The sequence below is a fragment of the Pseudomonas sp. B1-22 genome, from assembly GCF_050474425.1.
Lineage (GTDB): Bacteria > Pseudomonadota > Gammaproteobacteria > Pseudomonadales > Pseudomonadaceae > Pseudomonas.
The window spans coordinates 359,681-375,936 of sequence record NZ_JBCHVH010000007.1 but is presented as its reverse complement, the minus strand read 5'-3'; the positions used below and the strand labels follow the sequence as shown (position 1 = coordinate 375,936).

10 protein-coding genes are annotated in these 16,256 nt (G+C 66.1%); 7 read left to right on the top strand and 3 right to left on the bottom strand.

What is annotated here, in order from left to right:
• Positions 1–46 precede the first annotated feature (46 nt).
• On the bottom strand, positions 47–3,733 hold the full coding sequence (locus ACQ5BL_RS26545) for a PAS domain S-box protein (protein ID WP_243807655.1): 3,687 nt from the start codon (positions 3,731–3,733) through the stop codon (positions 47–49).
• Positions 3,734–4,131: 398 nt separating this feature from the next.
• Between ACQ5BL_RS26545 and ACQ5BL_RS26540 the strand changes: the two genes are divergently transcribed.
• The 3 genes from ACQ5BL_RS26540 to ACQ5BL_RS26530 all read left to right on the top strand — a co-directional run bounded on the left by ACQ5BL_RS26540 (position 4,132) and on the right by ACQ5BL_RS26530 (position 7,204).
• Positions 4,132–4,500 carry a c-type cytochrome gene (locus tag ACQ5BL_RS26540; protein ID WP_243807654.1) on the top strand — a complete coding sequence of 123 codons (369 nt, stop codon included), beginning with the start codon at positions 4,132–4,134 and terminating at the stop codon, positions 4,498–4,500.
• A gap of 99 nt (positions 4,501–4,599) precedes the next feature.
• Complete coding sequence (locus tag ACQ5BL_RS26535; protein ID WP_243807831.1) at positions 4,600–5,910, top strand: D-arabinono-1,4-lactone oxidase; 1,311 nt, start codon at positions 4,600–4,602, stop codon at positions 5,908–5,910.
• Between the two features lie 85 nt (positions 5,911–5,995).
• Positions 5,996–7,204 (top strand): DSD1 family PLP-dependent enzyme, encoded by a 1,209-nt coding sequence (locus tag ACQ5BL_RS26530; RefSeq protein WP_243807830.1) that lies wholly within the window; start codon positions 5,996–5,998, stop codon positions 7,202–7,204.
• A gap of 67 nt (positions 7,205–7,271) precedes the next feature.
• Here the strand turns inward: ACQ5BL_RS26530 and ACQ5BL_RS26525 are convergent, their stop codons facing one another.
• Entirely contained in the window at positions 7,272–8,219 is a 948-nt protein-coding gene (locus tag ACQ5BL_RS26525; RefSeq protein WP_243807653.1) for a SphA family protein, read from the bottom strand.
• A 242-nt stretch (positions 8,220–8,461) separates the two neighbouring features.
• On the opposite strand from ACQ5BL_RS26525, the gene ACQ5BL_RS26520 reads away from it, so the two are divergent.
• Entirely contained in the window at positions 8,462–9,505 is a 1,044-nt protein-coding gene (locus ACQ5BL_RS26520; RefSeq protein ID WP_243807651.1) for an AraC family transcriptional regulator, read from the top strand.
• A gap of 96 nt (positions 9,506–9,601) precedes the next feature.
• On the opposite strand, the gene ACQ5BL_RS26515 is transcribed toward ACQ5BL_RS26520, so the two are convergent.
• Positions 9,602–11,359: a response regulator gene (locus ACQ5BL_RS26515; protein ID WP_243807650.1), complete on the bottom strand. Its 1,758-nt coding sequence runs from the start codon at positions 11,357–11,359 to the stop codon at positions 9,602–9,604.
• A 150-nt stretch (positions 11,360–11,509) separates the two neighbouring features.
• On the opposite strand from ACQ5BL_RS26515, the gene ACQ5BL_RS26510 reads away from it, so the two are divergent.
• From ACQ5BL_RS26510 to ACQ5BL_RS26500, 3 genes are read left to right on the top strand one after another with little or no spacing between them, the layout of a single operon-like run.
• Positions 11,510–12,610 (top strand): hypothetical protein, encoded by a 1,101-nt coding sequence (locus ACQ5BL_RS26510; protein ID WP_243807649.1) that lies wholly within the window; start codon positions 11,510–11,512, stop codon positions 12,608–12,610.
• Positions 12,607–14,631 carry an autotransporter outer membrane beta-barrel domain-containing protein gene (locus ACQ5BL_RS26505; protein ID WP_430293343.1) on the top strand — a complete coding sequence of 675 codons (2,025 nt, stop codon included), beginning with the start codon at positions 12,607–12,609 and terminating at the stop codon, positions 14,629–14,631. Before ACQ5BL_RS26510 ends, ACQ5BL_RS26505 begins: the two co-directional genes overlap by 4 nt.
• A gap of 47 nt (positions 14,632–14,678) precedes the next feature.
• Positions 14,679–16,235, top strand: coding sequence for an EAL domain-containing protein (locus ACQ5BL_RS26500; protein ID WP_243807647.1), 1,557 nt, complete (start codon positions 14,679–14,681; stop codon positions 16,233–16,235).
• Positions 16,236–16,256: the final 21 nt, after the last annotated feature.

Genomic DNA, 16,256 nt, shown 5'->3' with positions numbered 1-16,256 from the left:
ATGTCCTGATTACCGCTGAATCACCCTGAAAAGTTCTGAAGACCGTCTAGGTCGAGGGGTGTGGCGGAGTCATGAAGGCCTTCAGGTTTTCCCTGGCCTGCTCGAAGTCGAAGCACGACAGGGCCGTATCCAGCAGCCGGCCGCGAACCCTGCAGGCGGCGTTGAACAGGGCACGGTGTTCCTGGAACAGGCTGATGACGGTGGCGTCATGGTCACCCAGCAGGTCGTCGAGGCGTCCGGCGATGATCGGCAGTTCGCTCAGGTCGAGTTCGGTCGAGGTGGGCGGGGCCGGTTCGTCCGGCAGGCAGCGAGCCAGGCTTGCCAGCAATGTTCCCAGCGTCCGGGCCAGTCGATCGAGGTGGGCGGACGCCTGAGCCGGATCGGCCTCTGTCGCAATGGACTGCTCCAGCGCCGCGGCGAGCTCCGTTACCGCCTCGGCGCCTATGTTGGCGGAGGCGCCCTTGCAGGAGTGCGCCAGCAGTCGTGCCTGCCGCTGGTCGCCGTCATCGAGCGCTTGCTGCAGCCCGTCCAGCAGTGCGGGCTGGGTAGCCACGTACTTGCGCAACAAGGTCTCGTACAGCGCCTGCTTGCCCAGCATGCGGTACAGGGCGGCGCCGGTGTTCAATCCGGCCTGTCCCAGGGCTTCGAGATCGAGCTGGACGGCGGTCTCGACGGGGGCCGCGCCTGCCGGCGTGCTCAGGTATTCGGCCAGCCAGCGGCGCAGCACATCGAACAGGACACTGGGTTCCAGGGGTTTGCTGATGAAGTCGTTCATGCCGGCGGCAAGGCATTTTTCCCGATCCGACTTCAGGGCATTGGCCGTCATCGCGATGACCGGCAGGTTCTTCCATGTGTCCCGCCGACGCAGTTGCAGGCAGCAACCCACACCGTCGAGCACGGGCATCTGCATGTCCATGAGCACGAGGTGATACGGCTGCTCTTCCAGGCGCTTCAGGGCGATCTGGCCGTTATCGGCGATGTCGACATGGCAACCGGTGGCACTGAGCAGTTCACTGGCAACCTGCTGGTTCAGCTCGTTGTCTTCCACCAGGAGGATATGCGCGCCGATGAACTGGGGGATCGCCAGCGCCTGCCGGGATTCTTCCTCCTCAGGGCAGGAAGTGGCCTCCGTCAGGTTCGCGGTAAAGCTGAAACAGCTGCCCACGTCCGGGGTGCTGCTGATCCCGACCCCGCCGCCCATCAGTTCGCTCAGCTGCCGGGCAATGGCCAGGCCGAGACCGGTACCGCCGTAACGGCGGGTAGTGGTTGCATCCGCCTGCCGGAAGCTCTGGAAGGCCCGCGAGCACTGTTCGGGGCTCATGCCGATGCCGGTGTCGCTGACGCGGAAGCGCACGAGCAGGCGCTCCTCGGGCTGCGGTGAACCATCGACGCGCACCTCGACATGCCCCTGCTCGGTGAACTTGACGGCGTTGCTCAGGTAGTTGAGCAGAATCTGGCGCAGCCGCAGGGGGTCTCCGGACAGCCGCTCCGGCAGGCTTTCATCAATCTCGACGAACAGATCCAGGCCCTTTCGCTCGATATCCGGACGCACCTGGTCAGTCACCTCCAGGAGTAGCCGGTGCAACGAGAAGTCCTGGATGTCCAGTTCCATCTTGCCGGCTTCGATCTTGGAAAAGTCGAGAATATCGTTGATCACGCCAAGAAGATGCCGGTTGGCGCCCTGGACCTTGCTCAGGTAGTCGCGTTGCTGCACGTCGAGGGTGGTCTGTGAAAGCAGGTGGGTCATGCCGATGATGGCATTCATGGGCGTGCGGATTTCGTGGCTCATGTTCGCCAGGAAATCGGCCTTGAGCTGGGCGGCTTCTTCGGCCAGTTGGCGGGCTTCTGCCATTTCCAGCCTGGCGGCGTGCTGGAGACTGGCATCCTCGACAATCCAGATCGAGCCTTCGCGCAGATCCCGGGACTTCACCGCCCTGGCGCTGATGGCCGCGAAGAAATGCGAGCCGTCGGGCCGGTAGACCGGCAACTCCCGATGGAATATTTCGCCATGGGCCAGTTGCCAGCGGATTTCCTGCTCCAGCGCCGCCAGGTTGTCGGGATGCGCCCAGCTGGTCGGGCTGGTGCCAATCAATGCATCCGCCTGCTGATCGAAGAGCTCGTGCAGCCGCGGGTTTGCCTGGATGATCAGTCCGTCGCGAACGAAAGCGATACCATGCGGGGCTGAATTGAACATGGCCTGACGGTGCTCGTGCGCCCTGGTCAGGCTGAGCTCCTGGGCCCGGCTCTGGGTCATGTCACGAACCACCACGCACAGCGAGCGGCCACGGCCATCCAGCGATGGCAGGTCGGACAGGCGAATCTCGATGGGGAATTCCGATCCATCCCGGCGCAGGGCGATGCTGTCCTGGCGGAGGTTCTGCCTGGTTCGCAGATACACCTCCAGCATCATCGCCAGCGTCTTCCACTGGTCACGCGGGACCAGTGTCTTGAAGTGCCGGCCCTGCAATTCATCCTGCCGGTAGCCGAAGATGTGCTCGCCCTCGGCATTGGCCAGGGTGACGCACCCGGACTCATCGAAGACCATCAGGGCATCGGGTGCGGCCTGGATGATGCCGCGATACCAGTTTTCGGTTGCGGTCAGGGTCAGTTGCCGGTCTTCCAGGTTGGTCAGAAGCTGCTTCTGGTATTCGCGCTGCTGCTGGATCGCGAGCAGCTGCCCCAGCGCCGGTGCCAGGCGCTGCATCAGCATCTGCTGTTCGGGGCCACACGGGGTGGAGAACGTCAGCTCCAGCACCGCGAGCTCCTGATTGGCGTGGCTCAGGGGCAGCAGCACGCGGTCAGGGTGGGCGTTGTCGTCCGTTGCCGGTGTCGGCAGCAGCCGCACATCGCTGCACAGCAGCATGGCGCTCAATTGCCGGCCCAGTTCGGCGGCAAAGTCGTCCCGGGTGACCCGTTCCTGGAGGGCGACGCCCAGCTCGCTCAGGCAACGGTCGCCCCAGGCGCGCTGCTCAGCCTGCCGATTGACCGCCCGGTAGTCGTCCATGGCCTTTGCCAGGTTGCGTATTTCGCTGAGCGCACAGGGGGAGGCGATCCTTTGCAGAGGCAGGCCCAGCTGCAGGTTCCGGGTCTGTCGGGTGAGACTGAGCAGTGGCCGGACCAGGCGGTAGCGCAGCAGGAATATCCCGGTGATGAGGGCAATGAGCCACAGCACCTGCATGCCCAGCGAAAGCAGATGGGCCAGGCGGGCATATTCGCGGGTGACCAGCACTTGCTGGTCCAGGCGACTGTTGGCGCTTTTTCTGAGCTGGCCGATCAGGTCGCTGATACGCGCTTCGCTGGCGATGTAAGGGGTGTCGTCCAGCATTTCCATGGGCTTGGCCTGGGTACGAGTCCGCATGGCCTCCACTTCCACCAGCCCCTGGGCTGCGTTGATCCGCTTGATGTCCTCCAGGAGGGCCCGCTCCTTGTCGAGCAGATTCATCGATAGCAGGCGTTCCACGGCCTTCTCGAACGTCTGGCGCTGATCGCTCTCGCCGGTGTGCGCCCGAAGGAACATGGCATCACCCGTGGCCATGAACTGCCGGGCAAGCTGGGTAAGTCGCTGATTGCCTTCGAACAGGGTCGCAGTCAGGTCCGCGACGGCGTCGCGCTCCTGTTCGGTCTGAATGGCATGGCGATAATTCCTGTCGGCGAGCCAGGTGGTGAAGAGGCTGCCGCTACACATCAGGACAATGCCAACAGTCAGCAGCCGGCTCAGACGGTCGAGACTCATGCATGACGCTCCGCAAGGAAAAAACTGCTCCGCCCCGCACGGGATCGGGCTGGACGCAGTAACGCATGCGGCAGATGCCTCAGTTATGAAAAGCCATGAATTTGCGGTGATTTACCCTGAATGGCGATGAAACCGGCGTGCAGCCGGCTGATTGCGAGAAGCCCGCGTCGCGCAGGACCCGGCGTTCGACAGGAGGCGGTCCTCAGACAAAGAGCAGGCGTCCGCATCCAGGCCAGGCTCGGAGCGCGGCATGGCTAGCCCTGCATGCTGTCCGGTTAATCCCCCCTTGTTGGCCGCCAATGCCCTCAGCGCCCGGTGGCGCCTGACTTAACGTTGCTCCCTGCCCACGACAACAAGAACCCGTGCCACCACCCGGCACGGCAGAAGAGGGGAGCACCATGTCGATACCCGGAACACCGCTACTGCCGGCAGCCTTGCTGGCGCTGGCCGGACTGCTCGGCGGCTGCGGCGATGACACCCGCCCAACCGCAGCGCCCCGATCCGCCACCCTGGCGCCTGCCGACAAGGCCCTGGCGAAGATCTACGACAACAGCTGCAAGACCTGCCATGCCAACCCGGCGTCCGGCGCTCCGCAGGCCGGCGACGTCGACGCGTGGCGACCCAGGGTTGCCCAGGGCGCGGACAGCCTGCTGGATCACAGCATCAACGGCTACAAGGGCATGCCGCCGATGGGGATGTGCATGCAGTGCTCGGAAGAAGAGTTCCTGGCGCTGGTTTCCTTCATGTCCGGCCAGCCCATCCAATAATCACAAGGTGCCCTGATGGCAAACCACCTCACTCGCCGCCAGCTGCTGCAGCGGGCCGGCGTCGCCGGCGCGTTCGCGGCGCTTTTCACCACACCGGGGATGGCGCAACTGGCCCGTACCCCACGCCTGATCCCCTGGCGCAACTGGTCCGGCGGGCAGAGTTGCCTGCCCCTGGCGCGGCTGGCGCCGCAGAGCCTGGACGAACTGGTGCAGGTCATTCGTCAGGCCGAAGGCAAGGTTCGCCCGGTGGGCTCGGCGCACTCCTTCAGCCCGCTGGTGCCCACCGACGGCACGCTGGTCTCGCTCAGCTACTTCAACGGCCTGCTCGGCCATGACCCGAAGACGCTGGAGGCGGAGTTCGCCGCCGGCACGCCGATGTCGCTGATGGGCCCTGCGCTGAAAGGGATTGGCCAGGCATTGCCGAACATGGCCGACATCGATTACCAGACGCTCGCCGGGGCGATTTCCACCTCCACCCATGGCACCGGCGTCGGCTTCGGCTCCTATTCCTCCCACGTCACCGGCCTGCAGCTGGTGACGGCCGCCGGCGAAGTGCTGGACTGCGACGCCCAGCGGCACCCGGAAGTGTTCAACGCCGCGCGGGTTTCCCTCGGCGCCTTTGGCGTGGCCACCCGTGTGCGCCTGCAGAACCGCGAGGCCTATCGCCTGCGCGAGCGGCAATGGATCGCCAAGACCGAGGAGCTGCTGGAGGAGGTGGAGAAGAACACCCGCGAGAACCAGCACTGGGAAATGCTGGTGATCACCCATTCCGACTATGCCTTGTCCGTGGCGCTCAACGAGACCAGCGACCCGCTCACCCCGCCGGTGGACCCGGCCGAGGAGGGCGGCAACGAGTTCGTCAGCATCATCGAGGGCCTGGACAAGTACGGCAGCGACTTCCCCGCCGCGCGCCGGGCGCTGCTCAACAGCCTGCGCCACATCGCCAGCTTCGACGACCGGGTGGGCGACTCCTACGAGATCTACGCCAATGTGCGCAACGTGCGCTTCAACGAGATGGAGTACTCGATACCGGCCGAGCACGGCCCGGCCTGCCTGCGCGAAATCCTCAAGCTGATCCGTGACAAGGACCTGCGCACCTGGTTCCCCATCGAGTACCGCTATGTGAAGGCCGACGACATTCCCCTGAGCATGTTCGAAGGCCGCGACAGCTGCTCCATCTCCGTGCACCAGCACTACAGCATGGACCACCACAACTTCTTCGCCGCCATCGAACCGATCTTCTGGAAATACGCCGGTCGGCCACACTGGGGCAAGCTGCATACGCTCAACGCGCGGACCCTGCAGCCGCTCTATCCGCGCTGGAAGGAGTTCACCGAGGTGCGCCGCGAGATGGACCCGCAAGGCAAGTTCCTCAACGCCCACCTGTCCTCGATCCTGGGCGTGGCCTGACACGCAAGGAGACTGCATGAATCGACGCAACTTCATGGTTGGCGCGGCCGGGGCAGGGGTTCTGCTCGCCAGCGCCGGCGCCTGGCTGCGCCCGGCCGACAAGGGTGCCCCGTACAGCGACTACTTCGTCCGGCTGAACCGCGAGCTCAGGGAGCACGGGCCGATGCGCCCGGTGATGCTGATCGACCTGGACCGCCTGGATCACAACATCGACGTGGTGACGCAGTCGGTGCAGCGCACCGGCAAGCACCTGCGCCTGGTGGAGAAGTCCCTGCCATCCCCGCAACTGCTCGACTACATCGCCCGACGCGCCGGCACCCGCCGGCTGATGTCGTTCCACCAGCCCTTCCTCAACCACGACGCCGAGCGCTTCCCCGATGCCGACCTGCTGCTGGGCAAGCCATTGCCGGTGCGCTCGGCGCAGGCGTTCTACGAGAACCATCGCGGTGCCTTCGACCCGTCGGCCCAGTTGCAATGGCTGCTCGATACTCCCGAGCGCCTGCAGCAGTACCTGGTGCTGGCCCAGGGGTTGAAGACCCGGTTGCGGGTCAACATCGAGCTGGACGTCGGGCTGCACCGGGGCGGTGTCGCCGACCACGCGACCCTGGGGCGGATGCTCACCCTGATCGGCGCCAACCCGCAGCACCTGGAGTTCGCCGGCTTCATGGGCTACGACCCCTTCGTCGGAATGGGCGTGCCCGGCATCCTCGGCTCGCCGGAGGTGCTGTTCGCCAGGGTCATGACGCTTTACGACGGCTTCGTCGACTACGCCCGCACGCAACATGCCGCGCTCTGGCGCCCGGACCTGACGCTGAATACCGCCGGCAGCCCGAGCTACCGGATGCACGAGCATGAGCGGACCAGCAGCGAGGTATCGGTAGGCTCCGCGCTGCTCAAGCCGACCCACTACGACCTGCCATCGCTGATGGAGCACCAGCCGGCGGCCTTCATCGCCACGCCGGTGCTGAAGAGCACCGGTGCGGTGCGGATTCCGGCGCTGGACGACAAGTCGGCGCTGCTCTCCTGGTGGGACCCGAACCAGTGCAAGACCTTCTTCATCTATGGCGGCAACTGGCTGGCCGAGCCCGAATCGCCGGCCGGGCTGCAATTCAACGGCCTGTACGGGCGCAGCTCGAACCAGGAGATGATCAACGGCTCCGCTGCCGTGGGCCTGAGGGTGGACGACCAGGTGTTCCTGCGCCCGACCCAGTCCGAGTCGATCCTGCTGCAGTTCGGTGATCTGCTGGCGGTGCGCGAGGGCCGCATCGTCGAGCACTGGCCGGTCTACAGCTGAGCGCCGGATCGCGGCAACAAAAAACCTCAGGTCGATGACCTGAGGTTTTTTTCTGCCCGTGCAGTCCTCAGAGAGTGAACGGCAGGGTCAGCTTGGCCCAGAGCATCTCGCCCTCGGGGCGGTTTTCCACCGCGAACTCCTTGGCCCAGCGCAGCTCGGCCGTGGCGTACTTGAGGAAGGTCAGGTGCGCGGCGGGGCCGATGGCGAATACCTGGCCGCGCACGCCGTCGCCCACATCCTCGCCCATGAAGGTCACGGTCTTGCCGTACTGCTTGTCGTCGGTGGTCTGCTTGATGAAGTAGCCGTTCACCCCGAGGTGCAGGTTGTCGGTCACCCGGTAGCTGGCCGAGTAGTCGAAGTGGAACAGCTGGCCGGAGCGGTAATCGGTGTCGTGGTTTTCCTCGTTGAAGCTGTAGGTGGCCTTGACCGACAGCTCGGTGCGCTCGGTGGGCAGCCAGGTGGCGGAGAGCAGCGGCTTGTAGGTGTAGAAGTTGTTGCCGGTGTTGGCCAGGTGCGTGGGGTCGTAGTCGCCGGTGGGCACTGTGATCTCCAGCGCGGCGCCCAGGGTCAGGTTCTTGCCCATGTCCCAGAGGATGATCGGCGCGACCGTGGTGTCGCCCTGGCTGTTGCGTTCGCCCTCCATGCCGAACATCTCGACCTGCTGGCGCATGTACGGCTGTGCGACATAGCCGCCCAGGCGACCGCCGAACACTCGCAGCGGGCTGAGGTAATCCAGGCGCGGGATGATCGCATCGGAGGTGATCTTCACTCCCGGCACCTTGCCGCCGAGGGAGCTGATGTCCAGCTTCGTGGCCTCGTAGTGGTTGTAGTAGAGGTTGAAGGCGAACATGTTGTCCGGCAGGTTGTCGACGTCCAGCGGCAGGACGAAGAAGCCGTCGGTGCCGGGGCCGATGTTGTCGACGCCGTTTTCGGTGGCCAGGGCCGGTAGCGAGAAGGATGCGGCGATGCAGAGGGCGGCCGCCAGAGGCTGCCGGGGGAGACGGATAGTGTTCATGCGTGAGCTCGTTATTCTTGTTGGCGGACGGCACCGGGGCGTGGCCCGGCCCGCGCCATAGAAATAAGCGCTCGGGGCAGGATGAAGCAGGGCATTGCCGGACAATCAGGGGGCTTTGGCGGACAAGGCCTGCAATATTCTGTTACGTCCGCCCTTGGCGCTGCCGTGAACGCGCTATGATGGCTCCGCCGCGCGCCGCCCCAGAACAAGAACTCCAGGCGTCCGGTTCGAGAGCCGCCTTCATGCCAACCACACCCATCGACGCCCAATTCGACCTGGCCCTGGTTTCACCCTTCCTGCTGCAGACCCTTGCCGAGGTCGTCAGCGACAAGGGCGTGAGCAGCGAGCGCCTGTGCCTGGGGCTCGGTTTCACCGTCGAGGAATTGCAGGATCCGGCCCAGCGCATCTCCTACCGCCAGGCTGTGACCATGATCCAGCGCGCCCTGGCGGCGTTGCCCGAGCGCGGCCTTGGCTTGTGGGTCGGCCACCGTAATGTGCTCGGCACCCTCGGCCTGCTCGGCCACGTGCTGTCGCTGTGCAAGACCCTGCGCGACGCCTTCGAGATCGGCCGGCGCTTCCAGCACACCACCGGCAGCATGGCGGTCTGCAGCCTGCTGGAAGGCGCCGGGGAAAGTTTCGTCGAAGTCGATTGCCATCTGCCTTACGCCGATGTCCAGGTGTTCGCAGTGGAGGAGTTCTTCGCCAGCCTGCTGGTCTACAACCGCACGCTGATCGGCAGCGAATTCCAGCCACTGCGCTTCGAGTTCACCCATGCCGCGCCCAGCTACCTGGACGAATACCTGCGCGTGCTGGGGCCCAACCTGCACTTCGGCTGTCTGCACAATCGCATGGTGATCGCCAGTCACTGGCTCGACCTGCAACTGCCCAGCCACCAGCCCGTGGCCCTGCGCCAGGCACTCAGCCTGCTGGAAGCGGAGTGCGCGCAGGTGCAGCAGAAGATGGGGCTGCTGGAGACGGTGGAGCGCGCCATCGCCCGCGACCTGTCCCAGGGCTGCCATATCGACAAGGTCGCCAGCGATCTCAACATGAGCAGCCGCACCCTGCGCCGTCGCCTGAGCGAACACGACATGACCTTCGACGCCTTGCAGGAGCAGGTGCGCCGGGCGCGCGCCATGAGCCTGCTGGGCAATCCGGACATGCCCATCGAGCGCATCGCCGAGGCACTGGGCTACAGCGACGTGCGTGGCTTCCGCCGGGCCTTCAAGCGCTGGACGGGGCTCAGTCCCTCGGCCTTCCGAGGCGAGGTGCCGGCGTCGGCCGACTGACCCGGATTCGTGCTGGGACCGGGAAACGCAAGCCTTGATGCGCGGGGCGGGCGAGGAAGGGCAAGCCGGGCCGGGAGCGACTGGGCAATGTTCCTGTCAGCTCGAGCGGGTCTTGCGATCCTGTCCGGAAGCCATCGACAACAGCAGGTGCACGCTTGCACTGCAGCCCTGGCCGGCCAGGTGACTGATCTGCAGTTCGCCGCCGATGCTGTTGATCAGGTGCCGGGCGATGTTCAGGCTGAGGCTGTTGCGCGCCGAATTGCGGGCCGGGTAGTCCATGGTCAGCTCGGCGAGCGAATAGGCGCGCAGCTCTTTCTTGCGGGCATCCGCCACGCCTTCCAGGGTAATGCGCACGCCCAGCTGCTCCTGTTTCGGGCTGGTGGCGATCCGCAGCTGCACGGCACCCGTGTCCGTCAGGTCGATGACATGCAGGCCGAGATGGCGGAGGGCTTCGCGCAGGGACTTGGCATCGACGAGCAGTGTCTGACGGGAACGGTTGTCGACCTTCAGATGCAAGGCGAGCTGCTTCTGCTCCGCCTGGCTATGGAGGACGTCCAGTACTTCGGCGGCCAGTTCGTCCAGGCGTGCCGGCTGTAACGGAACGTCTTCCTGGGCGATCAGCGCGCGCTTGAGCGAGGCACCGTGCACCCGCAATTCGTCGAGGATCGCCCGGGCCTGCTCCAGGGACGTGGGGTCCGGGTGCTCCAGGGTGTCGGAGAGGGCCTGGATGCGCTCATTCAGGTGGGTTGTCGCGCTGGTGAACAGGTCCGTCAGCTGCTGGTGCGCCAGTTCGCCGGCCTCGGCCCGGCTCCGCAGTTCGTTGACCTGGTCGTAGCGCTCGGTGATGTCGGTGCTGCAGCAGATCATGCCCTGCAGATTGCCGTCGCCATCGCGGTAGGGTGTACCCCAGTGGTGCAGGACACGGCGTTCGCCATGGACGATGAGTTCGATGTCCTTGCTGAAGGACTTCTCCTCGGCGATGGCGCGCTGCAGGAAGCGCAGCATGTTCCGCGCATCCGCCGGCTGGTACCAGTCCACCTCGGTGGTGCGGGTGCCCAGCACGTCGTCGAGTTGCGACTGGTAGAGCTCCAGATGGGCCGGGTTGGCGTACACCAGGCGGGCCTCGGTATCGCGGACGTAAAAGGCCGCCGGCAGGCTCTCGACCATGGAGCGCCACATGGGGGCCTCGCCGTCGCTGGCGTCGCGGGCATGCAGCGGGTCGGCCGGCGCTGCGAGGCGGTTGCGCCGGGCGAAGTCGATCAGGTCGAGCATGCTGGAGAGGTTGAGCTTGCTGCGCATGCGGGAGCGATAGGTACTGACGGACTTCTCGCTGATGGTGAGTTCGCGGGCGATTTCCTGGTTGCTGTAGCCGCTGGCGAGCAGGCTGAGCACGCTCAACTCGCGATTGGACAGCGAGGCCACGCGCTCCGCATCGTTCTCTTGCAGGCTGCTGCGGTGCACGCTGCCGAGCAGCTCGGCGGGGAAGTAGCTTTGCCCACGCAGAAGCACCGCCAGGGCTTGCTTGAGCCGGTCGATGTCCTGGTGCTTGCTGACGAAGCCCGAGGCGCCCACCTGCAGGAAGCGGCCGACGTAGTGCTCGGAGTCCTGGGTGCTGTAGCCCAGGATCGGCAGCGTCAGGCCTCGGGCGCGCAGACGCGAGATGACGTCCAGGCCAGTGAGCTGCGACAGGTCGATATCGATGATCAGCAGGTCCGGGGCGAGGCGGGTGGTCTGGGTCAGGGCCTCGAGGCCGTTGCCGGCCTCGCCGACCACCGTGTGCCGCTCTGCCTGCAACAGCATGCGCACGGCATAGCGGGTCATCGGATGTTCGTCTGCGATCAGTATTCGCGCCATGTCATCGCCCCTGGGATTGGCTTTCACTCTAGGGCATGACCATACCCTCGTGTAATCATTTTCCTACAAATCGTGACTGGTTTTCGCATCCTCACTTTGAGCGGGCACGCCAAGAATGGCCTCAACCGCTTCCCCTCAAGGTGACTCGCCATGGAACCCCTCACCCGCAGTCCCAACTTTCCCTGCACGCCGTTGGCCTTCGCTATCGCCATGCTCATCGCCGCGCCGGCGCTGGCCGTGGATTTCAACGCTCCGCAGGTATTCACCGCCGCCAGCGCCCAACCCCGTGTGCTGGCACAGTCGAGTGTCGACATCCCCGGCAACGGCCCGGCCATCAGCGCGCAGGGTACGGACTTCTCCCTGCGGGACGTGCTGGTGCGCAACGCCGGCAGCGGCGGCGGGCTGGAAGCCGTGGGCGGCGCCGCGCTGGACGCCACCTCGGCCGATGTGCAGACCCTGGGTGGCAATAGCCCGGCGATCCGCGTCGATGGCGCCAGCCTGCAACTGAGCGATTCGAGCCTGGTGACGCGCGGCATCCTCAGCCAGGGTATTCAGCTGGGCGCGCAGTCCGGCCTGCAGGTGCAGCGCTCGACCATCGAAACCTTCGAAACGGGCAGCGCCGGGATCTTCGAACAGGGCAACGGGCTGCCCGGCAGCGTGACGGATACGCAGATTCATACGCACAAGGCAGAGAGCGCCGGTGTGTGGTTGGATGCCAGCGGTCCGCTGTCGCTGATCGACACAGGCATCTTCACCGAAGGTGATGCCAGCGAAGGGATATCTGCCAACGCTGCGAGCCAGGCCCTGCTCAGCGCCGGCAGCAGCGTGCACACGCTGGGCACCAATGCCGCCGCGCTGTCGGCGCGGAACGGCTCGGCCATTGGCATGGCTGACGGATCACTGTTCACCGAAGGTGCCCGCTCTGCCGCCGCCACTGTCAGCGGCGGCAGCGACATCCGCCTGGAGCGCACCCAGGTGCTGAGCGCCGGCGCCCAGTCGCCAGCGCTGCAAATCCAGGGCGACAGCCGCATCAGTGTGCTGGAAGGCGCGGTGGCGAATGTCGATGGCAGTACCGCAAGGTTCATGGCCGGGCAGGGCGTCGGTCAGTTGGCATTGACCGACACCCGGCTGACCGGCCCGCAGGCGCTGGTCGAGGCCGTCAGTGGCAGCCAGGGACAGGCGACCGTGCAGGGCTCCCGCCTGTCGTCGTCTGCCGGGCGGCTTTCTCCCTTCGGCCGGACAGCTCGATGAACTCCTCCCTGAGCAGCAGCACGGTCGATGCCCCGGTACTCGCCAGCGTTGACGGCAACGGCCTGTTCGAGCTGACGGCGGATGGCAGCGCGCTGGGCGGCAACACCTTGCTGCAGGACCCGGCCCGCGGCCGGCTGGATATGGACCTGCGCTCCAGCACCTGGCTGTTCGACGGCAACTCTTCAGTCAGCAACCTGAAACTGCGGGACTCCACTGTCTTCTTCGGCGGCACGGGCTACCAGGTGCTGACGGTCAATGGCGACCTTACCGGCAATGGTCGCTTCCGCATGAAAACCGATCTCTCCACCTCCCAGGGCGACTTCCTGGCGGTGCAGGGACAGGTCCAGGGCAGCCACGAGATCCAGGTGGCCGATAGTGGCCGGGACGCTCACGGCGCACCGCTGAAGCTGGTCGGCACCGCCGGCGGCGCGGGGCAGTTCAGCCTGCTGGGCGGCCATGTGGATGCCGGTGCATTTCGCTACGGCCTGCAGCAGCAGGGCAACGACTGGTACCTGGTGGAAGCCGGCCGCGTGGCGCCGATGACGGCGCTCAACCCGTCGATGCAGCCGTACAAGGTGCCGCAACCCAACGGCTCCAGCATCCCGATGACGCCGCTCAATCCAACGAAGCTGCCGTACAAGGTGCCGCAACCCAACGGCTCCAGCATCCCGATGACGCCGCTCAATCCAACGAAGCTGCCGTACAAGGTGCCGCAACCCAACGGCTCCAGCATCCCGATGACATCGCTCAATCCATCGAAGCTTCCGTACAAGGTGCCGCAGCCCAATGGCTCCAGCATCCCGATGACGCCGCTCAATCCGTCGAAGTTGCCGTACAAGGTGCCGCAGCCCAACGGTTCCAGCATCCCGATGACGCCGCTCAATCCGTCGAAGCTCCCGTACAAGGTGCCCATGCCCAAAGGCAACACGCTCCCGATGACCCCGCTGAACCCTGCGACGCGCCCGCAACCCGTGCAGCAGCCCAAGGTCAGCACAGTGCAGATGACGGCGCTGACGCCGGCGCAGCGGCCCGCGATCGTCCCCGGCACTCCCGCGGTGGCCATGAGCACGCTGGTCCCGGCATCCCGCCCGCACAACCAGGCGCAGCGTCTGTCCAAGGGCGCCAATGCCGCGCTGGGCATGCAGACGGCAGCCGCCAACCTCTGGCAGAACGAACTGGGCACCCTGACTCGCCGGCTCGGCGAACTGCACCAGGGGCACGACCAGGGCGGCCTCTGGACACGCGCCATGGGCGCCAAGCTGAACGTGGACAGCGGCGAGAGCCGCGCCTTCGATCAGCGCCTGAGCGGCGGCGAGATCGGCGCCGACCGCGCCCTGGAGCGGGGCGATGGAGCGCTCTATGTCGGCGGCATGCTCGGTCTCGGCCATTCCGACCAGGACTTCGGCGAGCACAGTTCCGGCGACCTCGACAGCCGCAGCGTCGGCTTCTACGCCACCTACGTGCGGGACGACGGCTGGTATCTGGACTCGGTGCTGAAGTACGACCATCTGCGCGGCGAGGTGAAGGCGCGTACCAATGTCGGCGGCCAGGTGCGTGGCCACTATGACGCCGATGCCTACGGCGCCAGCCTCGAACTGGGGCGCACCATCGCCCTGGGCCAGGGCTGGTTCGTCGAACCCCAGGTGCAACTGGCCGGCGCGCATCTGCAAGGGCCGCAATACACCAGCAGCGACCAGCTGGAAGTGGATGGCGACGCCGTGGATTCCGTGCAGGCCCGCGCCGGCGGCCGCGCCGGGCGCAACTGGCAGCTCGAATCCGGCATGCAGGCGGAGGGCTACCTCAGCGCCTCGTGGATCGACGAGCTGGCCGGCGACAGCGAGGTGAAGGTCAATGGCCACGCGCTGGACAACCAGCTGCCCGGCTCGCGTGCGGAACTGGGCGCCGGAGGCTCGCTGCTGGTCAGCGCCCACCAGAAGCTGACGGTCGAAGCCCACTACGCCAACGGCCACGAGATCGAGCAACCGCTCGCACTGACCCTCGGCTACCGCTACCTCTGGTAGTGGATCATCCCGCTCGGGCGCACGCCGTGCGCCTCTGGAGACCCATCATGAGTCGCGCTCGCATCGTCAGGACCGGCGTCATCGCCAGCCTGCTGGGTGTCGCTCTGGTACAGGCCGGTACCAGCTACCTGGCCTGGCACCTGGTCATGCAACACACCGCCGAACGCCTGGAGACACTGGCCAGGCTCGCTTCCCAACGGGCGGACGACACCTTCGCCCAGGCCGCCGCCGCGCTCCGCGAGCTGAACCGCTCGCCGTTGCCGCCGTGCTCGGTGGACGGTATCGAGCAGATGCGTCTGGTGGCCATCGATACGCTGGCGGTGAAGGCGGTGGGTTACGTCGAAGAAGAGGTTTTCGTCTGCAGCTCCTGGGGCATGCTCGACCGCCGCGTGGAGCGTTGGCCGGCAGACTTCCGCACTCGCGAGGGCATGGGCGTATCGGTCAACGTGGAACCCTTCGTGGCGCCGGCCAGGCCCATGCTGGCCTTGCAGGACGCCGCGTTCAACCTGCTGATCGATCCCGAGCACTTCCTCGAGACCTCCCTTGCACCCGGCGTCAGCCTGGCGCTGGGTACGCCAGCGGGGCACTGGCTGGGAACCCCCGCCGCCGGCTTCGCCCAGGTACTCACGCGCATCCACAGCGAGCCGCATTCCGGGTTGCGGGACGGCTATATCTACACCCGGATCGCCCATGGCAACTGGCAGACCGTCGCCGCCGTCACCCGCCAGGAACTGCTGCGCAACCTGTGGCGCGAGCTGCTGATGCTCGTGCCGTTGGGATTGCTGCTGTCCGGCGTCTGGTGCTGGGCCGTTGCGCGACGGGTACGCGCGCACCTGTCGCCACTGGCCGTGCTGTCCCGGGCGGTGGCGAACGCCGAATTCACCGCGTTCTATCAGCCTATCCTCGACCTGCGCGACGGCCGCTGCATGGGTGCGGAAGCGCTGGTGCGTTGGCGCCGCGCTGACGGTTCGGTGGCCATGCCCGACACTTTCCTGCCGCTGGCGGAATCCAGCGGCCTGGTCGAGCGGATGACGGCGCAGGTCATCACCACGGTCTGCCGTGAACTGGGCGCCAGCCTGGCGACCGGTCGCCTGCAGCATGTGTCGATCAACCTGTCGGCCCGGGATGTGGCGACGGGCAATTATCAGCCGCTCCTGGCCGAGTCACTGCGGCGCGAAGGTATCGCTGCCGAATCGATCTGGCTGGAGGTGACCGAAAGCTGCCTGTTGAGCATCGAGGAGGCGCACCGGACACTGCTGCAAAGTCGCGAGGCGGGCCACCCGATCGCCCTGGACGACTTCGGCACGGGCTATTCCAGCCTGCAGTACCTGCGGAGGCTGCCGCTGGACCTGCTCAAGATCGACCGCTCCTTTGTCCAGTCCCTGTCCGTGGGCACACCCTGCCCGGTGACCGACCACACCATCTCCATGGCGTGCCAGCTGAACCTGCTGCTGGTGGCCGAAGGCATCGAGACCGACGAGCAACTGCAGTACCTGCGCCAGCGCGGCGTGCAGTTCGGCCAGGGCTGGCTGTTCGGCAAGGCGATGCCGCTGGACGAGTTCCTGGCGTTCGTCGCCAGCCACCACTGGCAGGCCGCCTCATGATCCGGCCCGCCGCCTTGATTT